Here is a 20135-nt window from a genome sequence, read left to right as displayed (position 1 = left end):
TCGCTTTCAATGTGTCGGCAAATCCCATTTCAGGAGAGCATTATGAAACTTCGTGCAATCGCCCTGTCGATCGCCCTGCTCGCAATCGCGGCAGGCGAAAATTCAGCATATGCCGCACAGAATGTGAAGGTGGGAGCGCTGCGTTGCGACATCGCCGCCGGCCTCGGCCTTATCATCGCGTCCAGGAAGGAAATAAAGTGTAACTTTGTATCCATTCAAGGTCGCGCCGAAAAGTACTACGGTGTGATAGAGAAACTTGGGATCGATATTGGCGCCACCAACGGCGGCGTTCTCGCCTGGAACGTCTTCGCACCAATCGCCGGAATGAAACGCCATGCACTTGCGGGAAAATATGCCGGCGCCGATGCATCGGCATCCCTTGGCGTCGGGCTGGGAGCAAACATCCTTCTCGGCGGTTCGAAACGCTCCTTTGCATTGCAGCCCATATCGCTCGAGCTTCAGTCGGGCGTGGCCCTCGCGGCCGGCGTCACCTCGTTGACGCTGCGTTCGGATAAATGATGGCTACAAGGCCCGACTTGCCAAACGCCGTCGCGAACCCGCCGTCCGCATTCTGGACGCAACGCGTCGTCGGTGCCGGTCCGGATCCTGTCGCCCGCACCGAATGAGCCGCATCAATAGACCTTGCCGGCAGTGGTGGGATCGGCCGTCGTCTTGCCCATGTTGAAATCGGCAATCAGTTTCGTCGTCGCATTGACCAGCAATCCGACATCGGAGCCGATGCCGACGAAGCCTGCACCCATCTCGACATAGCGGCGGGCCAGCGTCTGGTCCGCCGTGAGGATGCCTGATGCCTTACCGTGGGATTGGATGCGCGTCAACGCATCCTCGACGGCAGCCTGGACCTCTGCTGCGCCCGGCTTGCCGAGGAAACCCATGTCGGCGGCGAGGTCGGCAGGGCCGACAAAGACACCGTCGACGCCATCGGTCGAGGCGATCGCATCGAGATTGGCAAGCCCTGCCCGGCTCTCGATCTGCAACAGCAGGCAGATCTCGTCATTGGCCGTCTGCAGGTAATCCGGAATGCGGTTAAAGCCGGAAGCGCGCGCCAGTGAAGCGCCGACACCGCGGATGCCGTGCGGCGGATAGCGCACGGCGCGGACTATCGCTTCGGCCTGCTCCTTCGTCTCCACCATCGGCACGAGGATCGTCTGCGCGCCGATGTCGAGGATCTGCTTGATGATCCAGGCCTCGCCGATCGGCGGCCGCACGAGCGGATGGACCGGATATTTCGACATGCCTTGCAACTGCGCCACCAGCGTCTGGATATCATTGGGCGCATGCTCGGCGTCGAGCAGCAGCCAGTCATAGCCGGCGCCGGCGCAGATTTCCGCAGTATACGGGCTGGTCAAGGCTACCCAGAGGCCGATCTGGGCTTTGCCTTGCTTGAGGGCGGCCTTGAACATGTTCTTCGGTGCGGGCATCAGTGGCATCCGGATTACTTGAAGAAGCAGGAGATCGTGCCATAAGGCCCGAAATCGGCGTTGATCGTGTCGCCATGGCGCGCCTCGACCGGGCGGATGAACGAGCCGGCGAGCACGATCTGCCCCGCCGTGATCCCGTCGCCATATTGCGCCAGACGGTTGGCAAGCCAGGCAATGCCGCGTGCCGGATGGTTGAGCACGCCGGCGCCCAGGCCCGTCTCCTCGACCTCGGCATTGCGGCTGACAATGGCGCCCATCCAGCGCATGTCGACCGCATCGGGCCGCATCTGCCGGCCGCCAATGACGATGCCCGCATTAGCGGCATTGTCGGAGATGGTATCGACGATGGTGCGCGCCTTCTTGGTTTCCGGATCGACACGCAGGATGCGGGTGTCGAGGATTTCCAGCGCCGGCGTCACATAATCGGTGGCGTTGAGCACGTCGAAAACGGTGACACCCGGCCCCCTCAGCGGCGCCTTCATCACGAAAGCGATTTCCGCCTCGATCCGCGGCTGGATGAACCGGTCTTGCGGGATGACCGCGCCATCCTCGAACCACATGTCGTCGAACAGAACGCCGGAATCGGGGATGTCGATGTTGAGCGCATATTGCATCGCCTTCGATGTCAGCCCGATCTTCCAGCCGATCACCTTGCGGCCGGCGGCGATCTTCTTCTTCACCCAGGCATCCTGGATTGCATAGGCATCATCCATCGTGGCGCCGGGATGCCGAAGCGAGATGAGGCCGGTCTGGGTCCTCGTCTTCTCGGCAATGTCGAGCCGTTCGGCAGCCTGTCTCACCTCTTCCGCTGTCAGCATGATCAAACCTCGTCGGCCACGGTGTTGCGCAAGAGGCCGATGCCGTCGGCCTCGACTTCGATGACATCGCCGGGCTTCAGCCAGATCGGCGGCTCGAAGCGGGCGCCGGCGCCGGTCGGCGTGCCGGTGACGATGACGTCGCCCGGCACCAGCGTGGTGAAGGTCGAGATATAGTTGACGATCTTGCGGAAGGAGAAGATCATCCGGCTGGTCCGGTCCTGCTGGCGCACTTCGCCGTTGACGCGCGTGGTGAGCTGGATATCGGCCAGTTGCGCCTCGTCGGTAAACGGCACCAGCCATGGGCCGATCGAGCCGGTGCGGTCGAAATTCTTGCCCTGGGTGACGTTGAACTTGGCGTGCCGCACCCAGTCGCGGATCGTGCCTTCGTTGCAGAGCGACAGCGCCGCGATGTGATCGAGCGCCTGTGCTTCGGCAATGCGCCGGCCACCCTTGCCGATGACGATGACGATCTCGCCTTCATAGTCAAGCTGCGGGCTTTCCGGCGGCCGGATCAGCGGCTGGTCATGGCCGGTGAACGAGCGCGGAAAGCGGATGAACAGTGACGGATTCGAGGGTGCGGCCTGCCCATCCTTATATTCCTCGTTGCGATCGGGAAAATTGACGCCGACGCAGATCAGCTTTTCCGGCGCCGGAATGGGGATTTCATAGCGGATGTCGTCGAGCGAAAAATCCGGCCCCAGCGCTGAAGCCTCATCCGCCAGCCGGACCAGTTCCCCAGCCTCGATCACCTCGCGCAAGGTCGGCCATTGCGCCCCATAACGGGCTGCAAGATCGACAATGCCGCCATCTTTGACCAGCCCGTATTTGAGCGTGCCAGCGTGAGAAAACGCGGCAAAACGTGGCCGTTCGTTCATATCCGTCTCCTGATCTTCACGCTTGCGCGTCTTATTTTAGCGTACGGGCGATCTCTGTGATGACCGCAAAGGCGGCCTCCGCATCGTCGCGCGTCATGTCGAACTGTCCCGCCTGGAAACGGATCGCGATCCGCCCGTCGACGCGGGTCTGGGTGAGGTAGATGCGCCCGTCGTCGTTGATCGCATTGACCAGCCGGATATTATGCTGATCCGCATCGTCCCCGCCCTTGTGGCGGAAGGAGAACAGCGACAGCACGGGAGCGCTGACGATGTCGAAATCCGGCTCCGCAGCAAGCTTGGCTGCCAGTTCCACGGACCAGGCGACATGGTTTCTGATCATCGTGCGCAGCCCTTCGAGGCCATGATAGCGCAGCAGGAACCAGATTTTCAGCGCCCGGAATCGGCGGCCGAGCGGCACGGACCATTCGGAATAGTTGATGATGCCGTCATGGCCATGGGTTTTCAGATATTCCGGCTGGATTGCCAGCGTGCGGACCTGTTCCTCCGGATTGCGGATGAACTGCACCGAGCAATCGAACTGGGCGCCGAGCCATTTGTGCGGATTGAAGACGATCGAGTCGGCTTCCTCCACGCCCTGCCAGAGAGTGCGGAATTCCGGGCAGATCATCGCCGAGCCCGCCCAGGCGGCGTCGACATGCAGATAGAGGCCATGCTTCTTCGCCACGGCGGCAACGTCGGCGATCGGATCGCAGGCGCCGATCGAGGTGCCGCCGGTGCAGGCGATGATACCCGCCGGGATCAGGCCTGCCGCGCGGTCGGCGGCGATGGCCGCGTCGAGCGCTTCCGGATCCATGCCGTTCAGCGGCCCTTTGGTCGGAATCCGGACGAGATTGGCCTCGCCGATACCGGAAATCCAGATCGCCCGGTCGATCGAGGTATGGACCTGTTTGGACGCATAGACGCGCACCGCGGGATGTGCGGCCAGGCCGTCCTGGTTTCCGTGCCAGTTTAGCGCCCGCTCGCGCATGACAAGCACGGCCGCGAGCGTCGCGGTCGATGCCGAATCCTGGATCACACCGGAAAAGCCGTCCGGCAGGCCAAGCCCCTGCCGCAGCCAGTCGACGACGCGGGTTTCAAGCTCGGTCGCCGCCGGAGAGGTCTGCCATAGCATGCATTGCGCGGCGATGGACGTCACCAGATAGTTCGCAATCACCGACACGGGCGCGGCATTGGCGGGAAAATAGGCGAAGAAACGCGGATGCTGCCAATGGGTGAGCCCATCGGGGATGATCCGCTCGAAATCGGCAAAGATCGCTTCCATCGGCTCACCGGCCTCAGGCACGATCTCGCCGATCTGCTTGATGATGTCGCCCGGCTTGGTCCGGGCGCGCACAGGGCGCTCCCGCAATCCGTTGCGATAATCGACACCCCAATCGGCGGCCTTTTGCGACCAATGCCTGAATTCTTCGCTGTCCATTGCCATGCTTCCGTGATCTCGTTTTTCCGCCTCGCGACCGTCGGTTACGGCGCGACGATCGGCTGAGCCTTTAGCACGGAATCGACCACGTCGGTGCCGGCAAACGTGCTGCCTTCCTCGAACCAGGATCTTGGCGCCGGCGCACCCCAGAGCGTCTGGCGCTGCGGGTCCTTGAGGTCCCATTTGATCGGCTCGAGATCTGGATCGACCGTCTGGTAGTCCGAGCAATAGATCTCGATACGGTGGCCGTCGGGATCGCGGATATAGAGGAAGAAGGCGTTGGAAATGCCGTGCCGGCCGGGGCCGCGCTCGATATTGGCAAGCCAGCCGGTGGTCGACATCAGGTCGAGCAGGTCGATGATGTTGAGCGGCGTCGGCACCCAGAAGGCGGTGTGATGCAGGCGCGGGCCGCGACCATTGGTGAAGGCGATATCGTGCACGCCGCCCTTGCGATGCGTCCAGGCGGCCCAGAGGCGGCCCGTCTCTTCATCGGCGGTATATTCGGTCACCCGGAAGCCGATCTCGTTATAGAAGGCGACGCTCTCGTCGACATTGGGCGAGAAGCAGTTGAAATGGTCGATGCGCAACGGCTTAACGCCCCGGTAGAGCGCATATTTCTGGTGGATCGGCGGCAGCCGGTCCATGGTCGCATAGAATTCCAGCGGAATGCCATGCGGATCGCGGGTGCGGAAGGTGCGCGACTGATAGGGGCGCTCGACCCATTCGACCGGCAGGTCTTTGCCCCTAAAGAAATGCTCGGCCTTGTCGAGATCCTCCTCCGAAAACACCTTGAAGCCGAGGTCGCGGGCTTCGGCAGTGGCGGATTTCCTCAGCACGATGCAGTGGTGGCCGCGCTCTTCCATCGCCCGGAGATAGATCGCTTCGCCGGTCTCGTCGGTCACCTGCAGGCCGAGCGTATCGACATAGAAGGCGCGCGACTTGGCGAGATCGGTAACGGCGAGCTCGACATGGCTGAGCCGCACGATGTTGAAGGGCGGGTAGAGATTGGGTTTCGGCAGGGGCATTCATTCCTCCTCGGAGCCTGTCTCGGCAGGCAAATCTATGAGAATGCGGCGGGGGCGACGCCCTCAGCCGCCGAGTTTCTGGATGGCGTGGGGCGCGGTGGCGAAGGCGATGTTCTTGGTTTCCATGTAGAAATCGAACGACCAGTCGCCGCCGTCACGGCCGATGCCGGAATTCTTGACGCCGCCGAACGGCGCCGGCAGATGCCGGACATTTTCCGAATTCACCCAGATCATGCCGGCATCGAGCGCGTCGGTGAAACGGAAGGCGCGGGTGACATCAGACGTCCAGAGATAACCGGTCAGGCCGTATTGGACGTCATTGGCAAGTGCCAGCGCTTCGGCTTCGTCCTTGAAAGGAATGGCGGTCAGCACCGGCCCGAAGATCTCTTCCTGGGCGATGCGCATCTGGTTGTTGGCGCCGGTGAACAGCGTCGGCGAGACATAGCAACCACCACCAGGGCCGGCGAATTTCTCGCCGCCGGCAGCAACCGTCGCACCTTCGCCTTTGCCGATCGCGATATATTCGAGCACCTTCTTCTCATGCACCGGATGGATCAGCGGGCCGATCACCGTCTCGGGATCGAGCGGATGGCCGATCTTGATGCGCTTGGCTTTTTCCGCCACCAGGGCGGTGAACTTGTCGTAGACGCTCTCTTCGACCAGCAGCCGCGAGGACGAGGTGCAGCGCTCGCCGTTGAGCGAATAGATCATGAAGACGGCGGCATCGGCGGCACGTTCGAGATCGGCATCGGCAAAGACGATCACCGGATTCTTGCCGCCAAGTTCGAAATGCACGCGCTTCAGCGTATCTGCCCCCTGCTTCATGATCATCGAGCCGGTGCGGCTTTCGCCGACAAAGCCGATCGCCTTGATGTCACGATGTTCGGTGAGCGCCTTGCCGGCATCCTCGCCAAAACCGTTGACAAGGTTCCAGACACCTTTCGGCAGGCCGGCCTCTTCGGCGATCTCGACCAGCAGGCGTGCCGTCAGCGGCGAGAATTCCGCCGGCTTGTGGACGATGGTGCAGCCGGCGGCGAGCGCCGGCGCGATCTTCCAGGTCGACAGCATGAACGGCGTGTTCCAGGGCGTGATGATGCCGACAGGCCCAATCGGCACGCGTGTCGTCATGTTGACCTGGCCCGGACCACGCAGCGTCCTGCCGTCGCGCGCTTCCGGCGCGCGATCGGCAAAGAAGCGGAAATTCTCGGCGCCGCGCAGGGCTGCCTTGGCCATGAACTTCAGCGACTGGCCGGTATCCATGCATTCGACGAAGGCGATTTCTTCGGCACGGGCGACGATGGCGTCGGCGATCTTGTGCAGCAGCTTCTTGCGCGCGGTACCATCCATGGCCGCCCAGGCCGGAAAGGCCGCCTTGGCTGCCTTGACGGCACGATCGATATCCTCGGCCTTGCCACGTGCCACCTTGGCCAGCGGCTTGAGATCGACGGGCGAGATCGTCTCGAATGTCGAGCCATCGACGGCCGCGACATCCTCGCCGCCGATGCGGTTCAGCACGCCGCTTTCGAAACGGGCGAGATAGGCCTTGGCCTTTTCCAGGTTTTCTTCGAACTTCGACATGCAGTCTCCATCAGGCGGTGCGCCGCAATGCGAGCGCAGGATTGGGTCTCGGATAACAGGTGAGCTCAGGCGCCTTGCGCCCTGAGCCGAGGGTGAATGGCGTTCTTCTTCCAGCTCAAATCCGGATCGATCTCGCGAACCTCCAGCGTCAGCGCGAAATGCGGCGTCTGGAACAGGTCGAAGAGAAACTCGGTGACCGTCGCGAAAATGGTTTCGCCGGTGGCCTTGCGTTCATCGAAGGAACGGCCCTGGCCGATGCGGAAGGACATGTCGATGAAGGCGTTTTCCGGCAGGAGATCAGCGACTGCATAGGACTCGCAACGGACCGCGCGCACGCGCACCGCCCCCAGCTCGAACAGGCCGGTCTTCATGATCGTCGCATGCACGGCGCGGCAGAGACCGTCAAAGTCAACCTGGTTATCCAGGTTTGCCGAATATTCCATGGTGAAGTGCGGCATCGTTCCTCCCGTACCTCTTCCTTGTTATATTTAACATGTTAAACATATCTCTTGCCGTGTCAAGCCATTTTCGTCATCATCGGCACACACCGCCAATTGCAAAATCCCGGCAAATGGACCATAGAACCGCTCATGACCGACCGCCCCGCCGCCAAGCCCAAACTTCAGCAAGACGCACTTCTGCCCCGCAACACCCGCCGCTCGCTGCCGATCGCGCTGCTCAGGGCGCGTGAAGCGGTGATGGGCCATTTCCGCCCGATGCTGGCGGCGCATGACATCACCGAGCAGCAATGGCGGGTGATCCGCATTCTCGCCGAGGCCGGCATGGTTGATGCGTCCGAAATGGCCGACCGCGCCTTCATCCTGGCGCCGAGCCTCACCCGCATCATCCGCTCGCTCGAAGAGCGCGGCATCATCACCAAGGCCAAGGACGACAATGACGGCCGCCGGGTGCTGCTGCAAATCACCGCCGCCGGCCTCGCCATCATCGAGGAAGTGGCGCCGGAAAGCCGGCTGATCTACGACCGGCTCGAAAAGCATTTCAGCCGCGAGAAGATCGAGCTGCTGCTCGACATGCTCGACGAGGTCGCGACCTTCAACGAGAGCAAGTGAGCTCACGCCGGCTCCTCCAGCATGCCGGCCAGTTCACGCACATCCGCGACATAGCGCGCCATCCGCTCCCCGGCATCCGGCAGGTCGAGCCTGTCGCCCACCCAGCCGATATAGGTCAGAGCGCGCAGCAGCAGGAAGAGCGGCAGGTGTGACAGCGCCTGATCGCTCAACGGGCGATGCGATCGATAGCCGGCGACGAGAGAGGCTTTGATCGACGCGTAATGCGGATCACGCCGGCTGCGCAGCAAAGCCGTAGCAATGTCGAACAGTCGAAAGCCGTAACCGCAGTCGTCGAAATCGATCACGGCGATGCGCTCGCCATCGACCAGCACGTTTTCGCGCACCATATCGGCATGGATCAGTCCGTAATCGAGGCTTGGCGCGACGGCCTCGAGCCGGCGTTGCAGCCGTAGACGCAGGTCCGCAAGGAATGTCGCATCGGCGGCGGAAAATCCGGCGCAATCCCAGAACCGGCCCCAGAGCGGATTTTCGCCGAGCAGGCCAACGCTATCCCAGGCCGGGCGGCTGAAACCCGGCGGCGGCGCCCAGCGGTCGGTGATGTCGTGCATCCTGGCCATGGTCGCGCCCAGAGAATGGTAGATCCGCGCGATCTCCTCTGCCGGACGGTCGAGCACCTTGCCGCCCTCGCCGATTTGCCGGCCTTCGACCCAGCCTATGAGATCGGCGAATTGCGGCTCGGCGCCATTCAGGTTGACCAGCAGCGAACCGTCGAGCGCCGCTATGGGCTGCGGCACGTTCAAGCCATTGTGCCGAAGGTCGTCCATCCAGAGCAGTTCCGAGCGAAGGGAGGCCTCCGAATGATAGCCAGGACGGTGCAGTCGCAATGCCGCCTTGCCACCATCGCCGAGCCGAACCTCGAATACGGCGTTCTCGCGATATTTCAACAGTTCCGGCTGCTGGTCGGGCAGGCCCCAGGCCGCGAGCGCCTTTTGCGCCCGCGCCCGTAATTCCTGATGAAACGCCTCCATCAGAGCCCCGCCAGCACGTCGTCGAGCGCCGACAGCATCAGGTCGGCATCCTCCCTGCTGAAAGGCATAGGCGGGCGGATCTTGGTGGCATTCTGGTGGATGCCGAGCTTGCCCATTAGCACACCGCGCTCGCGCATTTCATTGATCACCGTCGTCGCCAATGTGGTTGCCGGCTCTTTCGTCGCCTTGTCGAGCACGAGCTCGCAGCCGAAGAACAGGCCGCTGCCGCGCACATTGCCGATGATCCCATGCTTGTCGGCCAGCCTGCGAAGGCCCGTCTGCGCATAATCACCGACCACGCTAGCATTCTCGATGAGCTTTTCGTCCGCGAGCACGTCGAGCACCGCCATGGCCGCAGCACARGAAACGGGATTGCCGCCGAACGTGTTGAAATAGCGGAAGGCCTTGCGAAAGGCGTTCAAAGTCTCGGAATTCGCCACGACGCCGCCGATCGGATGGCCATTGCCCATCGGCTTGCCAAGGGTGACGACATCGGGCACCACGCCGGCGCGCTGGTGGCCCCACATATGCGTGCCGGTGCGGCCAAAGCCGGGCTGCACCTCGTCGCAGATCAAGAGGCCGCCGGCTTTCTTCACCACCGAAGCCGCCTTTTGCAGGAAGCCATCCGGCAGGTCGGGAAAACCCTCATTGGCGAAGAACGGATCGATGATCAGGACGGAAAAGCCGAAGGGCGATGCTTCCAGCGAGTCGATCGCCTGTTCGACCGCCGCCGCCCAGGCGTTGGCGAAGGCCTCGCCGCCCTCTCCTCCCAGTGGCCGATAGCCATCCGGCGCCGGCACATGCCGCACATGGCCGCCATAGCCGCCAACCGGCGGCATGCGGGTCGAGAGCTGCGACACGGCGGTGGTGTTGCCGTGATAGGTATGATCGGTGGCGATCACGCCGGTCTTACCGGTGACCGCCTGCGCCATACGCAGGGCAATATCATTGGCCTCGCTGCCGGTGCAGGTGAGAATGGCGGTGTCGAGGCTCGCATCGAATGTTGCGGTCAGCCGCTCGACATAATCGAGAATGCCGTCATGCAGATAGCGCGTATGGGTGTTGAGCGTCGATGCCTGGCGCGCGATCGCCTCGACCACCCGCGGATGGCAATGGCCAACATGCGGCACATTGTTATAGCAGTCGAGATAGCGCTTGCCGTCCGCATCCCAGAGCCAGACGCCCTCGCCCTTCACCAGATGCACGGGATCCTGGTAGAAGGTCGACATGTTCCTGCCGAGCAGCTTTTCGCGCCGGGCAAGCAAAGCTGCATTGTCGGCCATCTCACTTGCCTCCAGCCGCGGCGGCGAAGCCAGCATCGAGGGCAGAGATAATGCGCTGGACGTCGGCGGCGGTGATGACGAGCGGCGGCGAGATGATCACATTGGTACCGGACGTGCGAACGATGACGCCGGCCTCATAGGCCGTATCATAGACCTTGGCGACCACGTCCTTGGCGGCCGGTGTCTTCTTGGCACGGTCGGAGACGAGTTCCAAAGCCGCCATCAGGCCGAGGCCGCGCACGTCGCCGATCAATTCATATTTCGCCTTCAGCCCTTCGAGGCCGGCAAGCAGCTCCCGGCCGCGTTCGGCGGCATTGGCCGCAACATTGAGCCGCATCGTCTCCCTGAGCGTCGCCAGCGCCGCCGCCGCGCCCACCGGATGGCCGGAATAGGTATAGCCGTGGCCGATCGAGCCGAAGGTGTTCTTGTTACTCTCGAAAGCCGCCGCGACCTTTTCCGAGATCATCACCGCGCCGAAGGGGAAATAGCCGTTGGTGATGGCCTTGGCAGTGCATGTCAGGTCCGGCTTGACGTTCCAGCCGCGCGAGCCGGTCCAGGCACCGGTACGACCGAAGGCGCAGATCACCTCGTCAGCGATCAGCAGGATGCCGTGCTTGTCGCAGATCTGGCGCATCAGCGGCATGAAACTCTCATGCGGCACGATGACGCCGCCCGAACCCAGCACCGGCTCCATGATGAAGGCGGCGATCGTATCGGCGCCTTGGAAGGCGACCTCGTCCTCGAACTGGCGGGCGATGGCCTGGGCGATCTCGGCCGGATCGGACGTGTTGAATGGGTTGCGATAGCTGTAGGGCGCGGCAAGATGAATGACGCCCGGCAGAAGCGGCTCGTAGTTGCGGCGGAAATTGGCGTTGCCGTTGACCGAAGCGCCGCCGAAATGCGTGCCGTGATAGCCTTTTTTCAACGCGACGAACTTGGTGCGTTCCGGCTGGCCATTGATCTTGTGGAACTGTCGTGCGAGGCGGAGCGCCGTCTCGACCGAATCCGAACCGCCCGAGGTGAAGAAGGACCGGACGAGCCCGTCTTCCTTGAACCACTCCGCAAACTCGTAGGACAGCTCGATCAGCGGCGAGGTCGTCGTGCCCCGGAAGGCGGAATAATAAGGCAGCTCGTCGAGCTGATCGCGGATCGCCTTCTTCACCGGCTCGCACGAATAGCCGAGATTGACGTTCCAGAGGCCGCCGACGGCATCGAGCACCTTTTTGCCGTGCACGTCGGTGATTTCCACGCCCTCGGCGGCATGCACGATGCGCGGCGGGCTGGCCTGCATCTCGGCCGGATGCGCCATGGGATGCCAGAGATGGCGGGCATTGTTCTCGATCAGGAAATTGGTTTCACGCATCGGGATATCCTCTCAAATTCCAAGCATTTCGAGCGCTTGGGCATAACTCTCGGCAGGGTGGGTGACGTCGAAATGCACATGCGGCAGGTCGACGGCGATCGCGCCCTCGATATTCTTTCTCTGGTCGTCGACGAAGACGCAGTTCCAGCGGTCGAGGCCGAGTTCGGCCAGCACCTGTTCGTAAGCGCGCGGATCGGGTTTCAGGACTTTCGTATAAGTGGCGTCGACGATGACGTCGAACAGCTCGATCAGCGGGAAACGCTTGCGGAAGGCGACGCCGTAGAAGAGATCGAGCTCGTTGGACAGGATTGCCAGTTTCAATCCGGCCTGCTTCGCCTTCAGGATCGCGTCACGCGCTTCGGGCCTGAGCACGAGTTCGGCATCCGCCCCCCTCGCCCGCTGCACGAAGGTCTTCATGTCGGACCATTCCTCGCCGATGAGCGCGCCGACTTCCCGCGTGCGGGTCATCCAATAGTCGCGCTCGGTGATCTCGCGCGCCTGCATCGAGACCCACAAAGGGTCGGTCGACGGATCGAAGGGGCCGCGCCATGTGAGTGTCCCGGGCTTGAGGCCAAGCGCTCGCTCGGTGATGTCATGCGTCTCGAACAGGGTTCGCGTGACGACGCCGCCGAAGTCGAGGATCAGGGCTTTTTCTGCATTCGCGACGGTCATGGGCGGCCCCGTGCGACCACGCCCTCATCGATCCAGCGATCGAAGATCTCCAGCGCCTTGGCCGAAAACGCCGCCGAATTGATGTGCTCGTCGATCTCTTCGACGATCACCGAGGCTGGCAGGGACTTGCGCATCTCATCGACAAAGGCGTCGAGTGCCTCGGGTTCGTAGAGCGGCTCACCCTCCTGGTCCCATTCCTGGATGCCGCGTGTCGGCAGGATGAAGGCGGTCGGCGCGGACGACGCGCGGAGCTTCTCGCCGATCACGCGGGCAATGGCGCGCCGGCCGTCGGGATCGGTGGTGATCGAGGCGAGCAGGCGGTTATGGGCGTGGAAAGGTCGCCCGGAAAACTGCTGCGGCAGCGGCTGCCAGGCTTGCAGGTCGACCATATCGATGGCGCCGGGCGCCACGATCTGCGGTATGCCGGCGCGGCCGGCATTTTCCATTCGGTCGGGACCGGAGGTGACCACCGTGCCGTTGTGGTGGTTCGAGACTTCCTGGATGCAGAGATCGAAGACTGCGGCAAAACCCTTCTGCGCCGCGATCGCCTCGAAGGCGCGGCCGCCCATGCCGGTGGCGTGGAAGACGGCAACGTCATAGCCGCGCTTCTCGAGCTCGGGTTTGAGGAATTTCATATATTTGAGACAGGACGAACCGAGCGAGGTCATGCCGATCAGCGGACGATCGCGATCCGGCCGCGTGCCGTGCCTGGCCGCTCCGACCACGGCGCCGCAGGCCTGCGACAGGACGGAGCGGCAGATCTCGTTGAGCCCATAGAGCCCGCCGGCCCAGAGGATCATCATTAGGTCGGGTGCGATGCGCTCGGGCGGCAGGAGATACGAATAGGCAATAGTCGAGACGACGAATTTCGGCACGCCGAGCGGCAACACAGCCGCGACATCGAGCGCCAGGTCCGTACCCATCGAGCCGCCGAGCGCGATGACGCCGTCGACCTGTCCCGCTTCGTAGAGATTTGCAACCAGCGCGGATGCGCCCTTCGCCATCAATGCCATGGCGGTGTTTTCATCGCCACTGTCGATGATCGCCTGAATGGTCGTCTCGGCCGCCGCGGCAATATCATGCCTGGAATAGTCCGGCTGGTAAGGTGGATCACCGAGAACGCTGACATCGACCATGATTGGCAGACCGCCGGCCTCGCCGATCACGTCGGCCATGAACAGCAGTTCGTCGCTCTTGGTGTCTCCGGTGCCGATCACCAGAATGTTGGGAATGCGAGGGCTTGCCCCCATCAACTCGTCCTCCTCAATACCGGCACCGCCGGCTGCCGCCGGTCCGCGCCGAAGAATGCATCTGAAATTCGCGATGCCGCCGCAACGACGTCGAGCCCATGGGCCTGGATCTTCTCCGCGTCGGTGCGCACCAGCGGTGCGGCTATGGTGATGCAGCCGATCGGCCGGGCGCCGGGCGCCCTGATCGCGGCCGAGGCGCTGATCACGCCGGCTTCGATGCCCTGGCGATTGACGGAATAGCCATTCGCCCGCGTCTCCTCGATCGCCCTGCGAAAGGCTGCTTTGTCCCTCATCGTAAAATCGGTGAAGACCGCCAGCGGCGCGTCAAGGGCCGCTTCGATCTCGGTCTCCGGACAGGCGGAAATGAAGGCCAGGCCGGAGGCCGTGGCGTGAAACGGCAGAAGCGTGCCAACCGCGACGAAGACGCGATGTGCCTTGGTCGAATCCTCGACATGCACCGTCGACAGGCGCCCGCCGCTGAATTCGGAGAGATGGACTGTTTCATCGACCCGCTCGGCCAGTTGCCGCACGAACGGCAGCGCACTGCGCAGGAAGGGATAGCGCGCCTCGCGGATACGCCCGAGGCGAACCAGCGCCGAACCGAGCCGGTATTTACGCGAATCGGGCAGTTGCTCGACAAAGCCGTGTTTTTCGAGCTCGACCAGGAAGCGACGCGTCGTCGCCTTGTCGAGCGCGCAGGCCTGGGCGATCTCGGTGAGACCGGCCTCCTTGTCCATCAGCGACAATGTGTCGAGCAATGTCAGCGCCTTGCTGATCGTTCCCATTTTCTTTCCTCGTTTTGGCCCGCGCTCTCCTCAAGCCGGGTGGTGGATCGCCACCTGTCAAGCACGCCTTGCCAGCGCCGAGATACTTAACATGCGAATTAACTTGACAGGAACGCATTCTTTTTGCAAGTCTATATTTGAAGCATTGGTTCACATATTGAACCATACTTACGATAGGCCCGGCAAGACAAAAGACTCTCAAATCCGCAAGGGCCGACGAACTGGGATCGCCGCATGATCGGCGCAACAAATCGCAACGCCACAGGGGAGCAAAAGCGATATGAGCAATTCATCCATACAAAGCAGCGGTGAGAACCAGCTGCGCAAGAACAGTCTCGGCGTCGGCGCCGTGACATTCCTGGTCGTGTCGGCGGCGGCCCCGCTGACGGCGGTCGCCGGCGGCGTACCGATCTCCATGCTGCTCGGCAACGGCCCCGGCATCCCGCTCGCCTTCGCGCTGGTGACGCTGATCCTGATCCTGTTTTCGGTTGGCTATGTCGCCATGGCCCGCCACATCCGCAATGCCGGCGCCTTCTACGCTTATACCGCACAGGGCCTGGGCGGCCTGATGGGCGGGGCGGCGGCGCTGATCGCTATTCTGGCCTACAATGCCATGCAGATTGGTGTCTTCGGCCTGTTCGGGGCTGCGACATCTGGCTTTTTCGCCGAGCACCTAGGTCTTTCCTGGCCTTGGTGGGTCTGGACCTTTATCGGTATCGCCATCGTCGCAGTATTCGGCTATCGGCGGGTCGACCTGTCGGCCAAAGTGCTGACAGTGCTGGTGATCCTTGAATATCTCGTCGTGCTGGTCATCGACGCCGCGATCCTGCTCAAGGGCGGCGATAGCGGCCTGACCATGAAGCCGTTCACGCCGAYGGCGTTCATGAGCGGCGTTCCGGCCATCGGCGTGCTGTTCTGCTTTGCCGCCTTCATAGGCTTCGAAGCCACGACGATCTACAGTGAAGAAGCCCGTGATCCGCACAAGACTGTGCCGCGCGCCACCTATATCTCCGTGGTCATTATCGGCATATTCTACATGCTGACCTCCTGGCTGATGGTCAACGGCTCGGGCTTCGACAAGCTGGTGCCGGAGCTTCAAGGTCTCAAGGACCCGACGACCTTCCTGTTTGGCATTGCCGAGCGCTATGTAGGCCATTGGATTACGGTTGTGATGAGTGTGCTTTTCATCACCAGCCTGTTCGCCGGCGTGCTGGCCTTCCACAATGGCGTCGCCCGTTACATGTATGTTGCTGGACGCGAAGGCCTGCTGCCGCAATCAGTCGGCGTCACGCATCCGGTGTTCCAGAGCCCCCATGTCGGCTCGATCATCCAGACAACCATCGCCGTGATCGTGGTTGCGCTCTTTGCCTTTACTGGACAGGATCCGGTCCTGGCCTTGTTCTCCTGGCTCACCAATGTCGGCACGCTGGCAGTGATCGTGCTCATGGCGATGTCGGCCTTCGCCATCGTGCGCTACTTCGCAAACAATCCCCACCTGGAAAACAATGCGCTGGTGACGACCGTCATCCCGATCATTGCCGGCCTTGCCCTTGTCGCCGTTGCAGTCGCGACGATATGGAATTTCGGCACACTGACCGGTGCAAGCGGTTTCCTCGCCATCTTCCTCCCTGCCCTGGTGCTGATCTTCGCGATCATCGGCCTGCTCTTGGCAGCACGGTTGAAATCTGCCGATGCCGTCGGCTTTGCGCGGCTCGGTGCCGGGCAGGAAGCCTGATAGAATTCGGACTATGATGGCGGGCACTTTGCCCGCCATTTTGCTATGAGGACAAGACATGCAGGACAAGATCGACCAACTCCGCACAGTGGATATCGCACCGCAATCGCTGTTCATCGGCGGCAATTGGCAGGCTGCGATGGGCGGCGCGATCATGGATGTGATCTCGCCGATCGACGGGCGCAAGCTGACGACGATTGCCGATGCCGGCGCAGACGATGTCGATTTCGCGGTGAAGGCGGCACGAGCCGCGTTCGACAAGGGTAGCTGGTCGAAAGCCGCGCCCGCCGAACGCAAGAAGGTACTGCTGAAGATCGCCGAACTGATCGAAAAACACGCCTTGGAACTCGCTGTCCTCGGCGTTCGCGACAACGGCACCGAAATCTCGATGGCGCTCAAAGCCGAACCAGGCAGCGCTGCCGGCACCTTCCGCTACTATGCCGAAGCGATCGACAAGGTCTACGGCGAGATCGCGCCGACGGCTGAGAATGTGCTCGGCCTCATCCATCGCGAGCCGATCGGCGTGGTCGCGGCAATCGTGCCGTGGAATTTCCCAATGATGATCGGCGCCTGGAAGATCGCACCGGCACTGGCTGCGGGCAATTCGGTGGTGCTGAAGCCGGCCGAGGGCGCATCGCTGACCCTTTTGAAGCTCGCGGCACTCTGCGCCGCAGCCGGGCTGCCCGAAGGGGTGCTGAATGTTGTCACCGGCCGTGGCGCCGTCTGCGGCGAAGCGCTCGGCCTGCATAGGGATATCGACGTGCTCGCCTTCACCGGCTCCGGTCCGGTCGGCCGTCGGCTCCTGGAATATTCGGCGCGCTCCAATCTCAAACGCGTCTATCTCGAACTCGGCGGCAAGTCGCCCAACATGGTTTTCGCCGACGCGCCGAACCTGGACCAGGCCGCGAAAGTCTCCGCCTACGGCATTTTCCGCAATTCCGGCCAGGTCTGCGTTGCCGGCTCGCGGCTACTGGTCGAAAAATCCATCCATGCGGAATTTTCCGAAAAGGTCGCGACCATTGCCACAGCGATGAAGCTTGGCGACCCCCTGCTGATGACCACCGAAGCCGGTGCGATTTCGAGCGAGATCCAGCTCAAAAAAGACCTCGGCCATGCCGAACAGGCGCTTTCGGAAGGCGCGGTCTTGCGCACCGGCGGCAGCCAAGTGCTCGAAGATACCGGCGGCTTCTACATGCAGCCGACCGTCTTCGACGTGACGCCGGCAATGACGCTGGCGAAGGAAGAAGTATTCGGCCCTATCCTGTCGATCATCCCCTTCGAAACCGAAAACGAAGCCCTCAGGATCGCCAACGGCACAGACTATGGTCTCGCATCGGCGGTCTGGACCTGCAACCTGTCGCGCGCGCATCGCATGGTCCGTGGCATCAAGGCCGGCGTGGTGCACGTCAACACCTATGGCGGTGCCGACAACACCGTACCGCTCGGCGGCGTCAAGCAATCCGGCAACGGCCACGACAAGTCGCTGCATGCGCTGGATAAGTATGTGGATTTGAAGACGGCTTGGATTCAGTTGTGAGGTTATGAGGGGGGAATTTCACCCCTCACCAACTTCGGCCAAGGGGCGAGGAAAACCCGAGGCACTGCGCCTCACCACAATCGCGACGTTGCAGCGGGTTGAAAGGGCGCCACAGGTTATTCCTCGCCCCTTGCGGGAGAGGATAGTAAACCCGCGTGAGCATAGCGAACGCCTGGGCGCACTTGGTGAGGGGTGAAAACGCCAGAGATGGGGCGCTACCCCCCAAAACTCCCCACCTGCGTCGGCACATTGATATAATTCCGATCGAAATAAACCAGCGCATTCCCATCAGCCCGCGAACGAATCCCCATCACCTGGCCGATGAAGATGTGGTGCGTGCCCACAAGCCTCGCCTCGACCAGCCGGCAATCGAACGACACCATGGCATTGGCGAGCGCCTGGCTGCCGGAGGGCATGTCGACCCATTCGGCCGCGGCGTAGCGGGCGGACATGTCCTGCTGGCGGCCGGCGAAATAGCCGGCCAGTTCCTGGTGATCATCGGCAAGCACATTGACGCAGAAACGGCGGTTTTCCAGGAAAAGCCCTGACTGCGCCGACTTGCCGTTCATGCAGACGAGCAGCGTCGGCGGCTCGTCGGTGACGCTGCACATGGCGGTGGCGGTGAAGCCGCCCCGCCCTGCCGGGCCATTCGAGGTGATGACATTGACCGGCGCGCAGACGCGCGCCATGGCATTGCGGAACTCCGCCTTCGAAATTGCCTCCTCCATCTCCCTTCCTCCTCAGTTCAGCGGCGGCAACCAGGTGGGATTGGTCCACCCCGTCTCGTCATAGTCGCTCATGCACTGGTCGACGAGGGCTTCCATTTCGCGCAACCGCCCGCCGCGCTCGGCGCCCTTGAGCACCTGCAAGCGAACCTCTTCCGGCGCGCCGGCATAGTTGAGCTCATAGAGCGCATGCCGTCCGCCGAATTCGGTGCCCGTCGCATCCCAGAGCAGTTTCATGATCTTGATGCGCTCGACATGGCCCATGTCGCCGGAGCCGCGGACATATTGCGCCAGGTAGCGATCGATCTCGGGATTGGAAAAATCCTTGGCCGAGGACGGCAGATAGATCAGGCCCGAAGCGATCACCCGGCGCACGGTGTCGATGACGCGCGGATAGGCTTCCGACATAAAGGTGCGGTAGCTGAGTGCGGCTTCCATGTTGGGCAGGACGGCGCCGTTTGCCCAGGGCTGCGGATTATAGGCCATGGCGTTGGAAAAGCTCCAGAACATGTGCCTGAGACCGATCACTTCGCCGAGAGCGGCCTGGTTGCCGCGGAAGGCATCACCACCGGTGGCGCGCAAGGCCTTTGCCAGAAGCCCCGCCAAGAAATCCAGCTTCACGGCAAAGCGCGTGCAGCCCTGGAAGCAATAGCCATGCATGAAGCCGGACGCAGGATGGAAGGAGAGGATCTTGCCCGCATCGCGCAGCACCAGCACGTCTTCCCAGGGGATGAAGACATTGTCGAGCACCAAGATCGCATCATTCTCGTCGAAGCGCGACGACAGCGGATAGTCGAACGGCTGGCCGACCGTGTTGGCCGTCTGCTCATAGGAGACGCGGCAGAACATTTTGATGCCCGGTGCATTCATCGGCACGATGAACATCACCGACAGCGAGGGGTCTTCGGTCACCGTCGCCGAACCCTGGGCGAGGAAATTGTAATGCGTCAGCGCCGACGAGGTCGCCACCACCTTGGCGCCCGAGACATAGATGCCGGCATCGGTTTCCTTGGTGATGTGGACGAAGACGTCCTTGACCTGGTCCGCCGGCTTGTGGCGGTCGATCGGCGGATTGACGATCGCGTGGTTCATGAACAGCGCCGCTTCCTGCGCCCGCTTGTGCCAGGCAAGCGCGTTGTCCTTGAACGGGCCGTACCAATCGGCATTGGCGCCGAGCGTGTTCATCAGCGCCGCCTTGTAGTCGGCGGTGCGGCCCATCCAGCCATAGGACATCCGCGCCCAGTCGGCGATCGCGCCCTGCTGGGCGACGAGCTCGGCCGAGGATCTGGCAACGCGGAAATATTTGTGGGTGTAGCCGCCATTGCCGGTGTCGGTGGGCGAGGTCAGACGGTCCTTGGTCTTTTCGTCGTGCAGGGCATCGTAGAGCCTGGCGAGCGAGCGCACCGAATTGCGCATCGCCGGATGAGCGGTGACGTCCTCGACGCGCTCGCCGTTGATATAGACTTCACGGCCGTCGCGAAGGCTCGCCAGATATTCCTCGCCTGTGAAGGGCCGGGTCTTGTCGGCGCGAAAATCCTCGGCGCGCATGA

At 62.5% G+C, this 20135-nt stretch carries 19 protein-coding genes; 4 read left to right on the top strand and 15 right to left on the bottom strand.

The features are described from left to right. The first annotated feature begins 9 nt into the window (after positions 1–9). Positions 10–519: a DUF992 domain-containing protein gene (locus AC1DYF_RS08600; protein WP_477876291.1), complete on the top strand. Its 510-nt coding sequence runs from the start codon at positions 10–12 to the stop codon at positions 517–519. 113 nt (positions 520–632) lie between these two features. On the opposite strand, the gene hpaI is transcribed toward AC1DYF_RS08600, so the two are convergent. The 7 genes from hpaI to AC1DYF_RS08565 form a co-directional block, all read right to left on the bottom strand. Then, entirely contained in the window at positions 633–1442 is an 810-nt protein-coding gene (gene hpaI / locus AC1DYF_RS08595) for a 4-hydroxy-2-oxoheptanedioate aldolase (RefSeq protein WP_477876290.1), read from the bottom strand. 14 nt (positions 1443–1456) lie between these two features. Next, positions 1457–2260, bottom strand: a complete 804-nt coding sequence (gene hpaH / locus AC1DYF_RS08590; RefSeq protein ID WP_477876289.1) for a 2-oxo-hept-4-ene-1,7-dioate hydratase — start codon at positions 2258–2260, stop codon at positions 1457–1459. A 2-nt stretch (positions 2261–2262) separates the two neighbouring features. Then, entirely contained in the window at positions 2263–3135 is an 873-nt protein-coding gene (locus AC1DYF_RS08585; protein WP_477876288.1) for a fumarylacetoacetate hydrolase family protein, read from the bottom strand. Between the two features lie 31 nt (positions 3136–3166). Beyond that, positions 3167–4573, bottom strand: a complete 1407-nt coding sequence (locus AC1DYF_RS08580) for a pyridoxal phosphate-dependent decarboxylase family protein (RefSeq protein ID WP_477876287.1) — start codon at positions 4571–4573, stop codon at positions 3167–3169. A gap of 44 nt (positions 4574–4617) precedes the next feature. Then, a complete protein-coding gene (hpaD, locus tag AC1DYF_RS08575; RefSeq protein WP_477876286.1) occupies positions 4618–5598 on the bottom strand; it encodes a 3,4-dihydroxyphenylacetate 2,3-dioxygenase in 981 nt (326 codons plus the stop codon). 63 nt (positions 5599–5661) lie between these two features. Beyond that, entirely contained in the window at positions 5662–7176 is a 1515-nt protein-coding gene (gene hpaE, locus AC1DYF_RS08570; RefSeq protein WP_477876285.1) for a 5-carboxymethyl-2-hydroxymuconate semialdehyde dehydrogenase, read from the bottom strand. A 65-nt stretch (positions 7177–7241) separates the two neighbouring features. Then, positions 7242–7634: a 5-carboxymethyl-2-hydroxymuconate isomerase gene (locus tag AC1DYF_RS08565; RefSeq protein ID WP_477876284.1), complete on the bottom strand. Its 393-nt coding sequence runs from the start codon at positions 7632–7634 to the stop codon at positions 7242–7244. A gap of 132 nt (positions 7635–7766) precedes the next feature. On the opposite strand from AC1DYF_RS08565, the gene hpaR reads away from it, so the two are divergent. Beyond that, positions 7767–8246: a homoprotocatechuate degradation operon regulator HpaR gene (gene hpaR / locus AC1DYF_RS08560; RefSeq protein ID WP_477876283.1), complete on the top strand. Its 480-nt coding sequence runs from the start codon at positions 7767–7769 to the stop codon at positions 8244–8246. A gap of 2 nt (positions 8247–8248) precedes the next feature. Here hpaR and AC1DYF_RS08555 read toward each other — a convergent pair whose 3' ends face one another. From AC1DYF_RS08555 to AC1DYF_RS08530, 6 genes are read right to left on the bottom strand one after another with little or no spacing between them, the layout of a single operon-like run. After that, a complete protein-coding gene (locus tag AC1DYF_RS08555) occupies positions 8249–9235 on the bottom strand; it encodes a phosphotransferase enzyme family protein (RefSeq protein WP_477876282.1) in 987 nt (328 codons plus the stop codon). Further along, positions 9235–10518, bottom strand: coding sequence for an aspartate aminotransferase family protein (locus AC1DYF_RS08550; RefSeq protein ID WP_477876281.1), 1284 nt, complete (start codon positions 10516–10518; stop codon positions 9235–9237). The genes AC1DYF_RS08555 and AC1DYF_RS08550 overlap by 1 nt, the downstream gene beginning before the upstream one ends. Position 10519: 1 nt before the next feature. Beyond that, positions 10520–11881 carry an aminotransferase class III-fold pyridoxal phosphate-dependent enzyme gene (locus AC1DYF_RS08545; protein ID WP_477876280.1) on the bottom strand — a complete coding sequence of 454 codons (1362 nt, stop codon included), beginning with the start codon at positions 11879–11881 and terminating at the stop codon, positions 10520–10522. Positions 11882–11893: 12 nt separating this feature from the next. Next, on the bottom strand, positions 11894–12553 hold the full coding sequence (locus AC1DYF_RS08540) for an HAD-IA family hydrolase (RefSeq protein ID WP_477876279.1): 660 nt from the start codon (positions 12551–12553) through the stop codon (positions 11894–11896). Then, positions 12550–13803: a Tm-1-like ATP-binding domain-containing protein gene (locus tag AC1DYF_RS08535; protein ID WP_477876278.1), complete on the bottom strand. Its 1254-nt coding sequence runs from the start codon at positions 13801–13803 to the stop codon at positions 12550–12552. The genes AC1DYF_RS08540 and AC1DYF_RS08535 overlap by 4 nt, the downstream gene beginning before the upstream one ends. Then, positions 13803–14588 carry an IclR family transcriptional regulator gene (locus tag AC1DYF_RS08530; protein ID WP_477876277.1) on the bottom strand — a complete coding sequence of 262 codons (786 nt, stop codon included), beginning with the start codon at positions 14586–14588 and terminating at the stop codon, positions 13803–13805. Before AC1DYF_RS08530 ends, AC1DYF_RS08535 begins: the two co-directional genes overlap by 1 nt. Positions 14589–14868: 280 nt before the next feature. Here AC1DYF_RS08530 and AC1DYF_RS08525 point away from each other — a divergent pair, with 280 nt between their 5' ends. Both AC1DYF_RS08525 and AC1DYF_RS08520 read left to right on the top strand, forming a co-directional pair. After that, the gene (locus AC1DYF_RS08525) at positions 14869–16323 is read left to right on the top strand and encodes an APC family permease (RefSeq protein ID WP_477876276.1); all 1455 of its coding nucleotides are present in this window, start codon (positions 14869–14871) and stop codon (positions 16321–16323) included. Between the two features lie 58 nt (positions 16324–16381). Next, positions 16382–17860: an aldehyde dehydrogenase gene (locus AC1DYF_RS08520; RefSeq protein ID WP_477876275.1), complete on the top strand. Its 1479-nt coding sequence runs from the start codon at positions 16382–16384 to the stop codon at positions 17858–17860. 215 nt (positions 17861–18075) lie between these two features. Here the strand turns inward: AC1DYF_RS08520 and AC1DYF_RS08515 are convergent, their stop codons facing one another. Next, the gene (locus AC1DYF_RS08515) at positions 18076–18588 is read right to left on the bottom strand and encodes a flavin reductase (RefSeq protein WP_477876274.1); all 513 of its coding nucleotides are present in this window, start codon (positions 18586–18588) and stop codon (positions 18076–18078) included. Positions 18589–18600: 12 nt separating this feature from the next. After that, on the bottom strand, positions 18601–20133 hold the full coding sequence (locus AC1DYF_RS08510; protein ID WP_477876396.1) for a 4-hydroxyphenylacetate 3-hydroxylase N-terminal domain-containing protein: 1533 nt from the start codon (positions 20131–20133) through the stop codon (positions 18601–18603). Between the last annotated feature and the right edge of the window lie 2 nt (positions 20134–20135).

It is taken from the genome of Rhizobium sp. P2_G9, assembly GCF_056403475.1.
Note: the sequence above shows the minus strand (reverse complement) of the source record. Positions and strands in the feature narration are given on the sequence as shown.